13 protein-coding genes are annotated in these 16,078 nt (G+C 38.5%); 5 read left to right on the forward strand and 8 right to left on the reverse strand.

The features are described 5' to 3' along the window. Positions 1 to 341: 341 nt before the first annotated feature. The 4 genes from thrC to MKY16_RS17460 form a co-directional block, all read right to left on the reverse strand. The gene (thrC, locus tag MKY16_RS17445) at positions 342 to 1,733 is read right to left on the reverse strand and encodes a threonine synthase (protein WP_208332658.1); all 1,392 of its coding nucleotides are present in this window, start codon (positions 1,731 to 1,733) and stop codon (positions 342 to 344) included. Between the two features lie 216 nt (positions 1,734 to 1,949). Continuing rightward, positions 1,950 to 3,293 (reverse strand): TldD/PmbA family protein, encoded by a 1,344-nt coding sequence (locus MKY16_RS17450; RefSeq protein WP_340956382.1) that lies wholly within the window; start codon positions 3,291 to 3,293, stop codon positions 1,950 to 1,952. Positions 3,294 to 3,296: 3 nt separating this feature from the next. After that, complete coding sequence (locus MKY16_RS17455; protein WP_340956384.1) at positions 3,297 to 4,691, reverse strand: TldD/PmbA family protein; 1,395 nt, start codon at positions 4,689 to 4,691, stop codon at positions 3,297 to 3,299. A 457-nt stretch (positions 4,692 to 5,148) separates the two neighbouring features. Continuing rightward, positions 5,149 to 5,415 (reverse strand): hypothetical protein, encoded by a 267-nt coding sequence (locus MKY16_RS17460; RefSeq protein ID WP_340956387.1) that lies wholly within the window; start codon positions 5,413 to 5,415, stop codon positions 5,149 to 5,151. A 108-nt stretch (positions 5,416 to 5,523) separates the two neighbouring features. Between MKY16_RS17460 and MKY16_RS17465 the strand changes: the two genes are divergently transcribed. Both MKY16_RS17465 and MKY16_RS26145 read left to right on the forward strand, forming a co-directional pair. Then, positions 5,524 to 5,751, forward strand: a complete 228-nt coding sequence (locus MKY16_RS17465; protein WP_340956388.1) for a helix-turn-helix domain-containing protein — start codon at positions 5,524 to 5,526, stop codon at positions 5,749 to 5,751. A 593-nt stretch (positions 5,752 to 6,344) separates the two neighbouring features. Further along, entirely contained in the window at positions 6,345 to 6,527 is a 183-nt protein-coding gene (locus tag MKY16_RS26145; protein WP_445744867.1) for an IS3 family transposase, read from the forward strand. A 223-nt stretch (positions 6,528 to 6,750) separates the two neighbouring features. On the opposite strand, the gene MKY16_RS17470 is transcribed toward MKY16_RS26145, so the two are convergent. Genes MKY16_RS17470 through MKY16_RS17480 form a run of 3 tightly spaced genes read right to left on the reverse strand, consistent with a single transcriptional unit; the run spans position 6,751 to position 9,648 of the window. Further along, positions 6,751 to 8,472, reverse strand: a complete 1,722-nt coding sequence (locus tag MKY16_RS17470) for a DUF2326 domain-containing protein (protein WP_340956390.1) — start codon at positions 8,470 to 8,472, stop codon at positions 6,751 to 6,753. Beyond that, positions 8,463 to 8,690: an ABC-three component system middle component 6 gene (locus tag MKY16_RS17475; protein WP_274482269.1), complete on the reverse strand. Its 228-nt coding sequence runs from the start codon at positions 8,688 to 8,690 to the stop codon at positions 8,463 to 8,465. The genes MKY16_RS17470 and MKY16_RS17475 overlap by 10 nt, the downstream gene beginning before the upstream one ends. After that, positions 8,674 to 9,648 (reverse strand): ABC-three component system protein, encoded by a 975-nt coding sequence (locus MKY16_RS17480; protein ID WP_340956392.1) that lies wholly within the window; start codon positions 9,646 to 9,648, stop codon positions 8,674 to 8,676. The genes MKY16_RS17475 and MKY16_RS17480 overlap by 17 nt, the downstream gene beginning before the upstream one ends. A 728-nt stretch (positions 9,649 to 10,376) precedes the next feature. Here MKY16_RS17480 and MKY16_RS17485 point away from each other — a divergent pair. From MKY16_RS17485 to MKY16_RS17495, 3 genes are all read left to right on the forward strand, one after another. Further along, entirely contained in the window at positions 10,377 to 11,795 is a 1,419-nt protein-coding gene (locus MKY16_RS17485; RefSeq protein ID WP_340956394.1) for a hypothetical protein, read from the forward strand. 398 nt (positions 11,796 to 12,193) lie between these two features. Next, entirely contained in the window at positions 12,194 to 13,870 is a 1,677-nt protein-coding gene (locus tag MKY16_RS17490) for a hypothetical protein (RefSeq protein WP_340956396.1), read from the forward strand. 204 nt (positions 13,871 to 14,074) lie between these two features. Continuing rightward, on the forward strand, positions 14,075 to 14,362 hold the full coding sequence (locus MKY16_RS17495) for a hypothetical protein (RefSeq protein WP_340956397.1): 288 nt from the start codon (positions 14,075 to 14,077) through the stop codon (positions 14,360 to 14,362). 60 nt (positions 14,363 to 14,422) lie between these two features. Here MKY16_RS17495 and MKY16_RS17500 read toward each other — a convergent pair whose 3' ends face one another. Further along, a complete protein-coding gene (locus MKY16_RS17500; protein WP_340956398.1) occupies positions 14,423 to 16,048 on the reverse strand; it encodes a recombinase family protein in 1,626 nt (541 codons plus the stop codon). Positions 16,049 to 16,078 lie beyond the last annotated feature (30 nt).

The following is a 16,078-nucleotide window of genomic DNA, read 5'->3' on the forward strand; positions in this document are numbered from 1 at the left end:
TGACGGAACGACTTGATTCTGCACCTTCGAGAGTGGAACCTTATGTATTCATAAAATTTAGTTAACTATACATGATTTTTTATAATAATACAGCAAATTCGCCTATAAAAGATTTTTGTATCCTTCATTAAATAACTCTATGAACCTCTCATTGCCTGTTAGTTTCCTGAAGCTAAATCCCTTGATTTACGGGCTTTTTCCACGATTTCTAAGGCCCCAACACCTTACTCTATATGGCATTATAATGTGAACAAATTCAAACTAATACATACATCATATCTGGAAAATATGGATATAAAAAAGGAGGCTGCGCACAGGGCGTAGCCTCTTTTCCCATTCTGTTACACATAAAAGGCTTCAAGCTGACGCACAATTTCTGCTTCGTCATGCTCTACCACCTGCTGATGCTGCGATTTCGAGAACAATTGTTCAATTTGTGCCGGGAACTCCTGCTTGATATCTACCAGACGAATGGCCTCATCAAATTTGGCTGGATGCGCTGTCGCAAAGGTCACACATACTTCATCCGCGCTATTATACGCCTCATACGCGGCAATACCGCAAGCTGTATGCGGATCCAGCAAATAATCGTACTCGGCTTTGTATTTTTTGATCAGCTCCAGACACTGCTCATTCGAAGCACCCAGCGCTTCAAAATCCTGCTGGACACGCTTCAAATCCTCTGCACCGATCACAATCCGTCCCTCGGTTTTGAGCTTATCCATGTATTCAGATACCTTGGCCGCATCCTCCCCGAGGAAGTAGTACAGGTATCTTTCGAAATTGCTTGCCACCTGAATGTCCATGGAAGGACTGTATGTGCTTTTGAAATCGCCCGGTTGGTATTCGCCAGTCTTCACGAAGCGCTCCAAAATATTATTTTCGTTCGTGGCAATGATCAGCTTATGGATGGGCAGACCCATTTTCTTCGCAAGAAAGCCGGAAAAGATATTGCCAAAGTTGCCGGATGGCACGCTGACATTGATCTTCTTCGTACCCGCAGACTCCTGTGCCCGGAAATAAGCATAGAAGTAATATACGGTTTGCGCCAAAATGCGCACAAAGTTAATTGAGTTAATCGCCCGCAAATGATGTTTGGCTTTGAAATCCAGATCGGCAAACAGGTCCTTAATGACCTTTTGACAATCATCAAAGTTCCCTTTTACGGACAGATTCAGTACATTCTCATCGTCTACCGTCGTCATTTGCAGCTCTTGTACCTTGCTCACCTTTTGGTGTGGGTGCAAAATACAGATTTTAATTCCTTCCTTGCCGCGCACGCCCTGAATCGCTGCTGCCCCGGTATCGCCCGAGGTTGCACCCAAAATGTGAATGATTTCATTCTGCTTTTTGGACACGTAGGAATAAAATTCCCCCATGAATTGTAGCGCCACATCCTTGAACGCGAACGTAGGCCCGTGGAACAGCTCCAAAATAGATAGGGAATCGTTGATCTTCTTCACTGGCGTAACTTCTGGATGGCGGAAGCTTGCATAACTGCGCTCTACCAGCTGCTCCAAATCTTCACGAGGAATCTCATCATTGATATACAGCGCAAAAACTTCCAGCAGCAGCTCTCTGTAGCTCAATGTCGCCCATTGCTCCAAAGTAGCTGCCGACACGGTCGGAATCTGCTCCGGTACCATTAGACCTCCATCGTCAGCTAACCCCATGAGCACAGTATCAATAAATCCCTTGGCTTCTACTCGACCTCTAGTGCTTATATATCTCATATACATCCCCCAATAAAAATTCAATTCGAACCTTTTTTCGAATATATTATTGTCTATAATACCCTGTCGCGGTGCTGTAACCAAGCCTTTTTTTCATATTTTAAAGACTTTCTCCTACTTTACCATACCCCGATGCATCAGGCATCTATCATTGCTAGACAATCAGAACGTCAGGAACAGGTCGTAAGTCTGAAAAAAAGCAGGCTGCTTCAGCCATTAGGAGCCTGAAATCGAGAGTGCAGCCAGCTTGAGCGAAGGAGATGTGCAGCTTCCTGTAAAACGCAAATCGTTGCCAACTTCCTCTACCTGCTGTAGTACGTCAAAGAAGTTGCCCGATACGGTAATTTGATTAACCGCTCTGACCACTTGCCCCTGCTCAATCCAGTAGCCCAGACAAGCCAGCGAAAAATTACCAGACGCCGTATTCGTACCCGCATGCAGCCCTTGCAGCTCGACGATCATCAACCCGCGATCCGTCTTGCGAATCATGTCTTCCAACGTAGACGTGCCTGGTTCCACATACAGATTATGATACGACACCCCAATTTTACCGTTATAGCTGCCCTTGGAAGCATGAGAGGTACTTTCCACCCCAGCCTTACGGGCCGTCTTGCGGTTATGGAAATACGTCCGCAGTTCTCCATCCTTGATGATCTCGTTGCGGCGTGTCGCACTGCCTTCCGCATCAAACGTGCTGCCTGCCGGAACATTCTCCATCAGCGGATCATCAATCAGTGTGATATGTTCGCTTGCCACCTTTTGTCCCAGTTTCCCAGCCAAGCGTGAAAAGCCTTTATCCACCGACTCCGCAGAAAATACCGACGTATACGCAGCCAGCAATTGCGCTGCTGCATCATGACGGAAAATGACTGGATAGTTATCCGATTGGATCGTGTGCGCACCCAGCTTGGAAACAGCCTCTTGTACGGCTTTATGCGCCACATCCGCAATATCGATCTCCTCCACGCTCCGCAGGGAATAATCATGCCAGCCCCCGGTAACGGTTTCGCCATGGTCTGCTGCAATCACATACACATAAGCGGTCGCCAGACTTTTGCGACGATGACAGTTCAGTCCTTTAGTATTCACAATCAGGACCTCATTTTCACGAATGCTGACCGAGCAATGCCGAGCCATCACAATCCTTGGATCTGCGGCAAGCGCTGTACGCTCCATTTCTAGCGCCGCTTCGATCAGAATCTCAGGAACTGTGTCAGCCAGCGTTGAGGCATAAGCAGGCTGCTCAGGGTAGCTCTCAGAGCCCGCAAACAGCTCATCCTGCTCCTCGCTCTCCAATATATCCGCGTTGCTGCGTGCTTCTTCCAATAAGAAGTCGATCACATCCGGTTCCAGCTTTTCCGTAGAGGCATAGCCCATTTTCCCGTTAATGACACCACGGAAGGAAAGTCCGCCATTCTCTACGATGGTATATTGGTCAATTTCTCCCTTCAGTACCTTTACCGAGGTAGAACGTCCATTTACATAGTAGATTTCCATATCCGCATAGCCCATTTCCCGGCCTTTGGCGAACAATGCTTCCTGAAATTGATGAATATTCATCGCCTATTCCCCCTTCCGTCCACCGACGGTCATCTCGGACACCCGTATAGTAGGCTGTCCGCAGTTGACCGGAAGACTTCCACTGACCGAGCCACACATCCCCTGACCATGATCCAGATTGTTGCCGACCATATCAATATTTTGCAGGGTTTCAATCCCTTTGCCGATCAATGTCGCGCCTTTGACCGGCTCTGCAATTTTACCGTTGCGAATCATGTACGCCTCTTCAACTGCAAAATTAAACTCGCTCGTCGAGGTGTTCACCGAACCACCGCCCAGCGATTTGGCATAGATCCCGTACTCCGTATTGGCAATGATCTCTTCACGGGTAGACTCGCCATTTGCAATGAACGTATTGTTCATACGGGATGCAGGCGCGAATTTATAGGACTGTCTTCTTCCCGATCCTGTCGCAGGTACACCCATCTGGCGCGAACCCATGCGGTCGATCAGATATCCTTTTAAAATACCATTCTCGATCAATACGTTGCGCTGTGTCGGCGCTCCTTCGTCATCGATATTGAGCGAGCCCCATGCATTCGGAATCGTTCCATCATCTATAGCTGTAACGAGCGGTGAAGCCACCTGCTGCCCGATTTTATTGGCAAACACGGAGGTTCCATGCGCCACCGCCGTAGATTCCAGTCCATGCCCACACGCCTCGTGGAAAAGAACGCCGCCAAAGCCATTCTCAATCACGACAGGCAGTCTGCCGCTAGGCGCATATCCTGCTTTGACCATCGTGGACGCAATCCGAGCGGCGTGTCTCGCATTTTCTTCGATATTCAGATTTTCCAGAAATTCAGTCCCAGCATACGCTCCCGGCCCACGGAACCCGGATTGTCTATGCTCCCCATCAGTCGCAATCGCACTTATTCTCATGCGGGTATACGTACGGGTATCCTCCACCAGCAGTCCGTTGCTATTGGCGATCAATACGTTCTGGATCGAGTTGCTGATCCCAACAGAGGTTTGCGTGATGGAAGGATCATATTGACTTGCCGCCTCATGCGCCCGTCTCATCATATCAATCTTGGCGCGTTTCTGGGAACCGTCAGGAATGATCGCAATCGGATGTTGGTTAGGGATCGCATGGGGATGGAGTGTAATGGTGTGTGTACCTGGCGCTCCACCGCCACGAATAGCCTTAGCAGCCGATTTGGCCAGTCTGATCAGGCTCTGTTCGCTCATATCGCTGGTGTAGGCGTACACCGAGAAATGCTCCTTCATGATCCGAATGCCAATCCCGAAATCCCGGCCTGACAGCGCCGTATCCACGACGCCCCCGGTCATGCCCAATTGTCCATTGGTACGGTCCTCGACGAACACCTCTGCAAAATCTCCGCCCGTCTCCAGCGCGGCTTGCAGCATATCCTGAATCTGTGTTGGATGTATCATTACGTTCCTCCTCATTTTTGCCATGTTTCATATTGTACGTCTAAGCAATCAAGAACATATGCGGGTTCATGTTTATTTCCCATAACTTTACTATACATGATCTTGGGAGTGGGTGTAACTATCTGGGTGACGGTGTTGGGAGGGACGTGAAGATTTATGTATAGGGATGGAGGGAGTGAAATGTAAAAACCCGATCAGACCGTGATGGGTCATGTCGGGTTATTTGAGCAAATTGATTACTGGGTGGATTGAGCAAGTACATGCATGTAAGGACGCTACGTGGACGGATCATTCTTCCGATCGCTGTTGCCCCCAGATTGTTTTGATTATATTTTAACGGTAAAAATCCGGTGGCGGTTTATGCTTACGAAGCAGCTTTCCTATGGAAAGCTTTCAACCGAACGCTCCGCTCCTTCAGAACGATTCCGTCCCCTCTGCTGCTATGCTTGGGTTTGCTTCATTTTGTTTCAATCTCTAACTGATTAGTTAAAATACTTTTCTCTAAACGGATATAGTACAAAACATGGTTTAGTTCAATCTCCGTTGAGTGTAAATAATAAGCCGCTTCCTTAACTGAATCCATGCTCAACGCTCCTGCTTTGGCAGCGATAATGTTAAACGCATCTCCAAGTAATTTAATACAAGTTTGAATCCTCTCTGTGTATTGCTCTTCAAGTTCTACTAACTTTTCATACTCCGCTACCATGTCACTCTGAGAAGTCAAAATATTTCCCACCTTTTGGTACGTATATAAGTACCAGTTTTACAAAAATTATATGTTACGTTTATGCGTATCGTCAAGAAAAATTTGTAAAATAAGGTGGGCAACCTAATGGCAAAAAAAGTAGTTGTGAAAATTAACGAAATTACGAGAAAACATAATATTTCCTTGAGGGAACTCTCACGTTTATCTGATGTACGACACGCTGCTCTAAGCGAACTTCAATCAGGTAAACGTGAGAGCATCAATTTTAATCATATCGAAAGAATAGCCGAGGCTATGGATATTGAAGATATTCGTGAGATTATTGATCTGGTTGAGATGGAAGAAAAGGAATAGTCATCATTAACTTTTCGTCCTCACCCAGAAACACATAGGTATGCTGAGCATTCTCTTGATCATTTGCATTTGAATAGATGGCTGTAAGCCTTTTTCCAACAAACGTTTGAAATTTGTCATTTCCTCCTGATTACGTCCATGTTCCGTTTCGATGGTCATGATTGGGAAAATATTTTTCTTTTTCCTGATCGGCTTGCTGCTATTGGATTTTGGATTGTCAGTATGTTGATTGGTTATGTTTTCTGTTGTAGCATCAGATTCTTATTCATTATTTTCTCGTGCAAAATGTTATACATAAAGGTTTCACTTGTTTGTGCTTCTGCTTGAGTGGAGACCAGCGAAAATTCCCCGCTTCTCTCTACAACATCGTCAAGTTGATATTGTCATAGGTGGTACTGTCTTTTTTTGATCATACGAATCCTCCGATATTTCTAGCCTGAAAAAGGAACAAATGTTCCCGTTCTATTGTATCGTATACATGTTCGTATTAAAAGAGTTTACTTTGGAAAAAGCATTCCTTAAGAGAAGAAAAGTTTATGTTTTGAAAACAAGTGAGAATATGACGAAAAGACCCAGCACATGCTGCTAGGTCGTTGAAACTTGAAGGTTGTCCCGAGGCCACCTCTAAAGTCATGAAAACAGAATTCGTAAACCAGAAGAACTTTCATAGCCTTCGTCACTTGGAACTGGAACTCTGTGATGATGTAAACTTGTATAACAAATACCAGATACATGGAACACTGGATTATATGACATCCATCAATTACAGAAAATAGCCCTTAAAAAAAGTTGTTTAATTTACTGTTAAAAATCCAACACCTCCCTTTTGATTAGCCAGGGCGATTACCTGTCATCGCAATTCCTCCCTTCGACGTAAAAAAGCCAACTGCGCTGAATTTCAGGGCAACCGGCTCTTAATAAATATCTATATAAAAAGAGAGCGTCCGGTAATCCTGGCGCTCTCCTGGTCACACGAGATGATTTTAATTTCAAGATAAGTTATTCCTCTATTTTAAATAACTTATTTTCCTGAGATAATTCTACAACAATATGGGCTTTATCAAGTAGGCTTACAGGCAACTTATCCTTCAGAATAGAAACCACTAATTGAATATTTTCTTTACTTACATAATCTGCAACTTTAATCAGTTGATTATCATGCATTAATTCTTTTTTGTCATTTAGAAGGAAGTGCAAACTCGGTATTTTTTCCTCATCAGCAAATAATATAGCTGCAAGATCAAAGCATAAAATCTCACCCTGTTTTTTGCCTGAGCTTAAATTAGCATTGAATGCACTGAATTTATATATCTGCTGCTGGCTCTTTTTATGAATAACTTTATCATACTTCAATGCATACTTCTCACCGTACAATTCAAAAGAAATTTCAGAAAAATATTTATTAAACTTATGAATTTGGGCTCTTAACTTTTCTTCAAAACTTCCTGAAAATAAAACATCATCAATTACTTTAATTTGAGCATCAATCTCACTAATATTTCCCTCTACTTCATCTAATTGCGAGATAATACTCTCATATTCACCCTTAATTCTATATTTATCATTCAACTCAGTTATAATCTTTTCTAACTCCTCAAAGGAGTCACCTTTAGATATAGTCATTGCCAACTCTCTCTCCTGAGATAACAATGTATTTAAGTTCTTTTCTTCAGTCTCAATTTTTACAGTTAAAGAAGGTAAATCAGCAGTTATAAACTTAATTTTTTCTACAACCATATTGTTGTGGTACGCTACTAACTCTTCAAAGGTCTTTTGTAAGTTAGAAATATTTGCATTAGCCTCAGCATACAGTACTTCCAATTGCTTCAAGTCAATATCAGCTTTGCTATTTTCAATCTCTTTTTTAGCCTCTTCTATGAGGTTCTTTCTAATTTTCATTTTACTTATGTTTGAACTACTTTTATTTATTTGAAATTTTACAAAGTTAAGTTGATCTAACTGATTTTCAAAATTTTCGTTCAAATTGAAATTTGATTTTTTCTCATTTAATTGAGCTATTTCTGCTTCAATCATTTCTAAAGCAATTTCATAAGCTGTTTTTGTTTGCTTTTTTTCCAGTCTTTCCTTGAAGGCTTCTTCTTGTTTTATTTTTGCCACTAATGCTTGCTTCTTTGCCCCTTCATCAAAGTCACAACCTAATAAGAACAAATATAAAGTCTCATATTCCACATCAGAGGTATACTTGTCCAAAGTCTTAAGTGTATTACTTATATTCTCATCCTTGTATCTAATATTGTGAGAGATGATCTGTCTGAATGTAGGTTTCTCAGCCTTATGGTCGGGAAAAAGAAGCCCCTGTAACTCGTCTTCAAAATCCTTATCAAGTATTGACTTCCCATTAATTTTCCTAATGTTCTTTTTTCTTGGCAGAAAATTGCGTTCAATTACTACTTCATCTGATGCCTCATCTGATAAATCCTCAACAAGAATAAGAGTAATCAATACTTCTTCGGTTACAAGAAAATCTTTAACCAACTCATAGACTTCCTTTTTATTCTCTGTATCAGAATATATTATTGAAGCGTTAGACCCTAAACAAAAGTCAATTAGCTTTAATACTGTTGTTTTCCCCACATTATTCCCAGTAGATTTATCATCATTGGATGGTGTTTCGTCAATGATTAGGTTCAAACCAGATTGAAAAGTCAGCTCTCTTATTGTCCCTGTGCGACTCGTTATTTTCAGTGTTTTTATGAACATAATTCCACCCATCCATCTTCGTCTATCTTTGCAGAATCAATTAGATAAAGCCAATCTAAACAAAGCATGAAAGTGGGAAAAGACATGTTATATTGGCTTTTAATCCTTTGATACAGATCAAATACTTGTTGTTTGGCATGTTGTTTAAGTTCTTTCAAAACTAAAGATCCATTATAGTAAATGCTAAGCTGTGGATGTATATTATCCGGCAATAACATGGCTATATCCCTCCGGATTCTTAAAAATTTTGCATCGTATAAAAGCATCTACGACTAAAATACAGACGCAGAGTTCCAATTCTTCATACGGAATTTCAATATAATTTTTGCTCTCGATAATTATCTTGGTTATGTTATCAATTATACTGTAGAAAAGTTCTTTAGAGTTAGCTTTTTCATGTTGATGCATTGTATACTGCTTTTTGATAATTTGAAAAACGGAAAAGCTTTTATTCGAGCCTTCCCTATCAAACTCAGCATATTTTTCATCTAACTTTTGGTAAAATATCTTGTAATCGTCAATTGTGTCTTTGACATCCGATAAATCATTGAAGGTTATTTTTTTATCAATCTCAAAGGAATTAATCTCTGGCGATTCAATACAGTTAGCAAGATTCTCATTTGCAAGTATGTTTATGATGGTCGCAAGATTCGTATCTACTTTAAGTAGATCAACATCATTTCCAAGCTCCTTTTTTACAAACTCAAATACCTCACGCTGTTTGTCGATTTCCATGCTCAGTATAACATTTAATAATGTGTTTATATCCACAATGTCATCCGTGGGAGAAAAAGCAGCACTATGTGGATTAATAAAACTCATATCCCGAAGTTTGGTTACATCCTTAGCAATTGAAACAAAAATGAAACGGTAACCTGAATACCTACGGAATATATCCTTATTTAACGAGCCTTCAATTTTTTGTTTTGTACAGGTTGAAGATACTTGAGCAACAACTTTGTGGTTTACATCCACCAAATCAATACCTTCAACATTCTGTTTAAGTATATTCATATTAACCAACGTAAGTCCAAACAATAAATTCATTAATTCGGCAAAAAACGTCTCTGAATATATATTCAAATCCAATAAATTGATCTTTCCTCGTTTTTCAATTCGTCTTGCCAAAACCTCCAGCTTTTCTTCTATATAATTGAAGTATTTACTTCGATTCATTAGTCATACATACCCCTATTCAGAAATGATTTTAACCACGTTCATTGACTATTCGACAAATCATTGGAATTTCCTCTCCCTATTGAAGTTCAATAAAAAAAGCGTCTAATAAAGACGCTCCATACACTTTACTACATGTCTACACACTCGACGTCAAAACCAAGGTTCAGCACGACCGAAACCTCGATTTTGTCCTTCTCACCTTATTTTGAAATCAGCGCCATCCTTCGTGAAGGCCATGAAACCCGCAAAGTGTTGAAAACAAAGGATTTTTACGTATCTATTCGTTTCCCGTGCCCCTTATGTATGTAAATAATATATGTTCCCCCACTCAACCCTAAAGACTTTTTTGAATGCAGGAACATATTCAAGTTGCTCTTGAATCCTTGTTCATCAATGCTTTTCATCTCGATATATTACTACCACGCACTCCACATGTGTCGAGACAACAAAAGGGATATATTCCTTTTTATTATATATATTTCCTATACTATCTCTTTGAAATTTTATACTACATGTAAGGTTCCAATTGTACTATAAATCCAATTATTCATCCATAAAGTACTATAAAGATGGATACAACAGACTAGAAATTATTGTTAGGATTTGACTGAACGCTGCTACACATTTACAGGAATTGTAGAACTTTGAATTAGGAGGTATGCTACTATTATTATATATATGAGCTCCACTTTTTAACAATGACACGCTTAATTTGAGGTGAAAGCATGAAAATCTGGCTTCTCGACGTTTATTCTAAGACCAATGCACAGTTAAGTCCGTCATTTGACGCGTTTTCTTCAAGTTTGGTTCGACGCTACGATGGGCAAGGATTTGAAGCTATCCCTGCCCCTCAAGAATTTCAAATGATTCTAATTGATTTTATGAATGCTTCTGATAACCAAAATGTAGAAAGAATTGATCAGCTTCAGAACTTAGAAAAAGAAATGGGAACTCCGCAACGGAAAAGTATAGTATATTTTAACTCCGATGCAGTAATTTATGAATGTAGCTATGCAATAAGAGAACTCTCGCCAAAAATCCAAGAGGCCCTAAAAGCGGGTATTCCTGTCGTGGTGATTGCAGGAGAATTGCAACACGATATGAGTTCTGAGGAAAAAAAACATAATTACACATGGCTTTTAAATGTTCACCAATTCCTTACTATTACTGATATTGCCCCAAAGACAGGTCCAATTTCCATTTCTTATTCCAACTCTGATCGTGCTGTTAAGGATTTATATGAGAAATTCAAAAAAGATCTTGCATGGGAAGTAGCCTTTACTACTCCTCAACAAGAAAATAAGCCCTTCTTTACTAGAAGGAAAAGGAATCCCAAGCACTTCCAGTCGTTATTTACTAATGTTAAGAACCAAGCTGTTTCCTTCGTTTTACAGGAAGGTAATAGTGAATTGATTGTGCTCCCAAACATCAAGAATACGGAAAAAAGAGGCCATTACATTGCATATATTCTAAATGAATTTTTGCCTCAGTTCCGACCAGGCTGGTTCCCTGACCGTTGGGCTGGAGCATATACTCCAAATATCTTAAGCAAAAAAAAACTGCTTTTAAAAGTTGAAAAGGAACGACTGTTACAGGAATTTAAATACAAGGAAGATCAACTTCAAAATCAAGAGAGTATTATGATGACATTTATCGATTTATTAACTCAATCAGATGAACGATTAGTTGTTGCTGTTCAACGAGCCTTCAAGGAAATTTTTGGAGCTCAAATTACTGACTTAGACCTCAAGCGCGATCTTCAAAATAAGCCACGACTCTTTGATCTGATTGCAATCATTAATAGTAAACGAATTGCTATAGAAGTTAAAGGTGGCAGCCGTTCGCTGAATAAAGTCATGTTAAATAAAGTACAAGACAATCTTAAGACTTTTCGTGATGAATTTCCAGCCAGGGAGATATATGCAACCTTACTTATCTTGAATGACCAATATTCGAAGGCACCAGATAAGCGTGAACCAATTGCTCCACAAATGATTAAAGATGCTAAACAACGAAAAATTACTGTGTTATCTACTCCGATACTCATGGAGATCATGACAATGTACTTATCAGGTGACTTATTAAAGACTGACCTTTTAGCTATATTGTCCAAGCCAGGGCTAGTCCAAGCTTCATTGAAATAATGGAAATATGCCTTATAGTTCGTCTGTATCCATAGTAGCCTTCTAGCAATTATTCAAAATAGATTTTAATTGAGCAATATAATTGGTACTTAAACAATGTCACTACCTTGGTCTGCATTTCAAAATGAAATGTAGACCTAAAATCAACCTTCTTTTATACTTAAATAATAACAATGAATTATCTATTGGAAATTTCAAAAAAAACTCAATTTTACCTTTATAAAGTCAATGTTTAGAAATGTGACACATTAAGAATATATTATAAAAATACTTTTTCCTTTCATTTATGTCTAGTACAATAATTTAAAACCAATATTCTAGTGATACCTATAAATACTAAACTTCGTTCCTTTTTAATAATTTTTTTGTTACTTTTACATATTAGGAGATCCGAGAAAATGAATAAACATTTTACTGATAAATTAATTAGCATATCGAAAAGTATCGAGAAATGTGAACTAGACACTGTGTACCTTGATTTATTCTCACTCAATCTCATAGAAACTCATGTACAATATAGTAAAGCAGGAGATTTTATTTTATTTGCTAAGAATCATAAAAATATTCCATTAGAAAAACATAATGCCCTAATTTACGAATTACTTGAGTATAATGCAATGCTAAACCTAGATATACTTTCTAAAGATATAAAAATTTTTTTCAATTTGCTAATCAATCAAATAACAGATAAGCTATTACTAATAATTGAAACATTTGATAAAGAAGACATGCTTATAAACCTATATGTATTAAGTTCCTATATAATTCAATTTCATCAACGGACAAGGTTAATTTTACGTGGAGATTTGAAATTAGTTAATATCAAAAGCATTAATCTTCTTGAATCTAGTTTACTGGAAGCAATTGAATCAAGTAATGGCATTATGGATCATGACATAGATAGTATTCAAGGCCTTGATAAAGCTATCATTCAGTATTTATTTGCTTTAATAATGAAGCCTAAATTATCAAAGAGTCACCTTTATAATTTTAATAGGGATGCTTTTCGTCAAATGTATTACCTTAGTTACTCGGCTATTACTTTAATTTCCCAAAGAGAATTGGTAATGAGCAGAGTCTTTCAAAACAAAAATATTAAAATAATAAATGGTGTGATTTCTTTTGAAGATAACAACTGGCACAAGGTTTTAAATAAGTTTAAAAAAGAAATTGTTGATGAACGTACTAAAATGCCTTTTGAAGATCTCCCCAAAATAGCAGATGAATTGAAAAATAATTTCAAAAAAAATTTAGGGTTTGATTTTGATTACCTGAATTCGCTATTAGAGTTTGAGTCTTATAGTATTGAAAAAGAAAAAAGATTAGCTCATATCTTTTCTAAGATAAATTTAGTGTCTTTAGTTCAGAATGTTACAAAATGCAAAGAAGACGAGGCCGAGTGTTTAATAGACTATTTAACATTGAGAATCTCAGATCATAGTGAATATTTAGATCCATTAGATAAATATAGATATAGACTTTTAGAAAAACCTTTATTACAACTTGAGATTTCTAGCCAATCTATATATTTACTTTCTCTGCCCTTATTAATAAACAGCGTTCAATTATTAAGTTCAAGATTGATGTATAATCTGATTCCTGAGTGTACAAAAGATAATTCAGATATTATTAAGAACAATATTAAAAATGAAACTGTTTTAACAGCGTCAAATATTTTTAAAATTCACACCAATAAAGTGTTTACTAATGCAAAAGACTTTAATTACAAAGGTAAAAAATTCAGTTTTAATTGTGAATATGATATTCTTACAGTAATTAATGATGTTCTAATTGTATCTGAATGTAAGGATATTACATATAAATTCACAACCTTTGGATTAAAAAAAGATATCGGTAAAACAATTGACTATATAAATGAAATAGCATATGAAATGATTGAAATAAAAAATAATTTAATAGTACTTGAAGATATCTTTCAAACAAAAATCAATAAGATAATTCCTTTAATTGTATTCAAAAACCATAACATTTCAATTAATACAAATTTTAATAAAAAGGGTGTTGAAATTACATCATTAAATTTATTAAATGATTGGATAAACAGAACAATATAATAAGAATTGAAAAAGAGGAATGCAACAACTTATTTACATTTAAAAATTCTATTCCAAATTGGATTATCAAAAGGAAATGTTTTTTCATAGCTTAAAACAAGAGAAAAGGACAAATAGTCAATCCCTACACCAAAACAATAACTTGCCATCTCTCCCCATCAGAGTTAACATACACACACTCAAACAACGGGAGGGAAATGTGCTATGTCAAATTCGCCAGATTGGTTTCTCGAAGCGTTACGCCAACGGTTTTATGAATTAGAACTAGCCAGTGAACAACAGGCTTCAAATTTATCAGAAGATGAGCATCTATTCACTCAAATGGATCAATTCAAAACCAACCAAACTGAGGATATCCAACATCTACTATCTGAATGGGAAGAAGCCATAGGCTATCAGCTAAGTCAAGACAAACAATCCATCTATATGGAAGGAGTAAAAGACGGGATTCGATTGATTCTTCCCGTCATACACTCCACAAATATTCGTTAGCCCATTGATTGTCTCAGACTATGGTTTCTCTAGCCGATAAATTCATTTAACAATGTTTTATTAATCTTCTATGATTTCATCTATGCTCATTCCACTTTTCAAGGTAAAAACAAAATGCGCTGGTGAGAGAATCGTGATCTTCTCCACCAACGCATTAAATAGGTTATCATCAAATTGTTCCAGTATATCTTGCCGTGAGCTTAGGATTTGAATAATCTCATCGACTCGTTCCTTGATTTTTGCTTTCTGATCCTCTTCCTCCTCTAGTATCAGCATCTGTTGCCGTAGCTCGTTGAGCTCACTGGAAAGTCTGTTCGTTTCTTCATCATATACAATTTCATCAATCTGATTCCGTAGCTTGAGATTCACTAATTCCTTCAAGTCGGATTTCAATTGTTGCATCTGTCCTTCGATGTTCAATAGTGTTTCTTGCTCTACTCTGCTGGAAAGTACCGATTCAACATTGGCTTTTAGCGTTTTATTGAATCCTTTCTTATCCTTATACATCCGGTTGAACAATCGTACAAACGCGGAATGTAAAACTTGTTCATCGACTGATTTGGCATCACATGCTGCTTTCCCTTCATTTACATACGTTTTGCATTGCCATACTACTTTTTTGGATAGATTATTGCTGTTCCAGGTTCGGCGTTTAAAAATGGCTCCACAGCATCCACAATATACTTTACTGCTTAGTGCATATTTACTGGAGTATCTTTTACTCTCCCCCATCACACTCCCTTTCAGCTTGGCCCTCCGTTCCTTTTCCTTTTGCACCGCTTCAAATAGTTCCTTGGATACAATCGGCTCATGGTTGTTCTCAATTAAATATTGCTGTTCTTGTCCTTTATTCCTTATTCGTTTGTGGGTTAGAAAATCTACCGTTACCGTCTTTTGCTGAAGCAAAGCTCCGTAATATTTCTCATTGGTCAGAATTAAGGTAATGGAGGAATCCCACCACGTATCGCCACCCGTGACTGTTTTAATCTTATCTCGCATCAATCCTCTGGCAATCGCCTGATAGCTTTTGCCATCCAAATACTCCTCGTATATGCGCCGTACAATCTCGGCTTCCTTCTCATTAATGACCAGTTCACCATGTTCATCCTTATCATAGCCGAGGAAGCGGTTCGTGTTACAGAAAACTTTGCCGTTTTGGAAGCCACGTAGTATTCCCCACCGGCTGTTTTCCGAAATATTTCGACTCTCATCTTGGGCAAGGGAACTGAGGATAGTCAGTAATACTTCACCTGTGGTATCCAGTGTATTAATATTCTCCCGTTCAAAGAATACAGCCACTCCAAGACTTTTAAGTTCCCGTACATATTTCAATAAATCCAGTGTATTCCTAGCAAATCTCGAAATCGACTTGACCAGTATAAGATCCAGTTTACCGTTTCGGGCATCCTTTATCATGCGATTAAAGTGCGTTCTATTTTTAGTGCTGGTTCCGGTGATGCCTTCATCTGCGAAAATATCCGCCATTTCCCATTCCAAGTTGTTTTGAATGTATTGGGTATAATAATTGACCTGATTCGTATAACTCTCCTTTTGCTCCTCGGAATCTGTACTGACCCGACAATAGGCAGCGACTTTCTTCTTTTGAATAGATTGAATTCCTTCTACGATGTCCATCGTTTTAATGGGAACGACAACGACTTTTTTTGCGGTTGTGGCTTGTGCCATAGGTGTTTCTCCCTTCGATATCTTCTTATA

The sequence above is a fragment of the Paenibacillus sp. FSL L8-0641 genome, assembly GCF_038006265.1.
Classification (GTDB): Bacteria; Bacillota; Bacilli; order Paenibacillales; family Paenibacillaceae; genus Paenibacillus; species Paenibacillus polymyxa_D.

Excerpts from the sequence above, each read along its gene's own strand:
- MKY16_RS17465 (WP_340956388.1), top strand. The coding sequence starts at position 5,524 with ATGGCAAAAAAAGTAGTTGTGAAAATTAACGAAATTACGAGAAAACAT.
- MKY16_RS17490 (WP_340956396.1), top strand. The coding sequence starts at position 12,194 with ATGAATAAACATTTTACTGATAAATTAATTAGCATATCGAAAAGTATC.
- MKY16_RS17495 (WP_340956397.1), top strand. The coding sequence starts at position 14,075 with ATGTCAAATTCGCCAGATTGGTTTCTCGAAGCGTTACGCCAACGGTTT.
- MKY16_RS17455 (WP_340956384.1), bottom strand. The coding sequence starts at position 4,691 with ATGATACATCCAACACAGATTCAGGATATGCTGCAAGCCGCGCTGGAG.
- thrC (WP_208332658.1), bottom strand. The coding sequence starts at position 1,733 with ATGAGATATATAAGCACTAGAGGTCGAGTAGAAGCCAAGGGATTTATT.
- MKY16_RS17475 (WP_274482269.1), bottom strand. The coding sequence starts at position 8,690 with ATGTTATTGCCGGATAATATACATCCACAGCTTAGCATTTACTATAAT.
- MKY16_RS17485 (WP_340956394.1), top strand. The coding sequence starts at position 10,377 with ATGAAAATCTGGCTTCTCGACGTTTATTCTAAGACCAATGCACAGTTA.
- MKY16_RS17480 (WP_340956392.1), bottom strand. The coding sequence starts at position 9,648 with ATGAATCGAAGTAAATACTTCAATTATATAGAAGAAAAGCTGGAGGTT.
- MKY16_RS17470 (WP_340956390.1), bottom strand. The coding sequence starts at position 8,472 with ATGTTCATAAAAACACTGAAAATAACGAGTCGCACAGGGACAATAAGA.
- MKY16_RS17450 (WP_340956382.1), bottom strand. The coding sequence starts at position 3,293 with ATGAATATTCATCAATTTCAGGAAGCATTGTTCGCCAAAGGCCGGGAA.
- MKY16_RS17500 (WP_340956398.1), bottom strand. The coding sequence starts at position 16,048 with ATGGCACAAGCCACAACCGCAAAAAAAGTCGTTGTCGTTCCCATTAAA.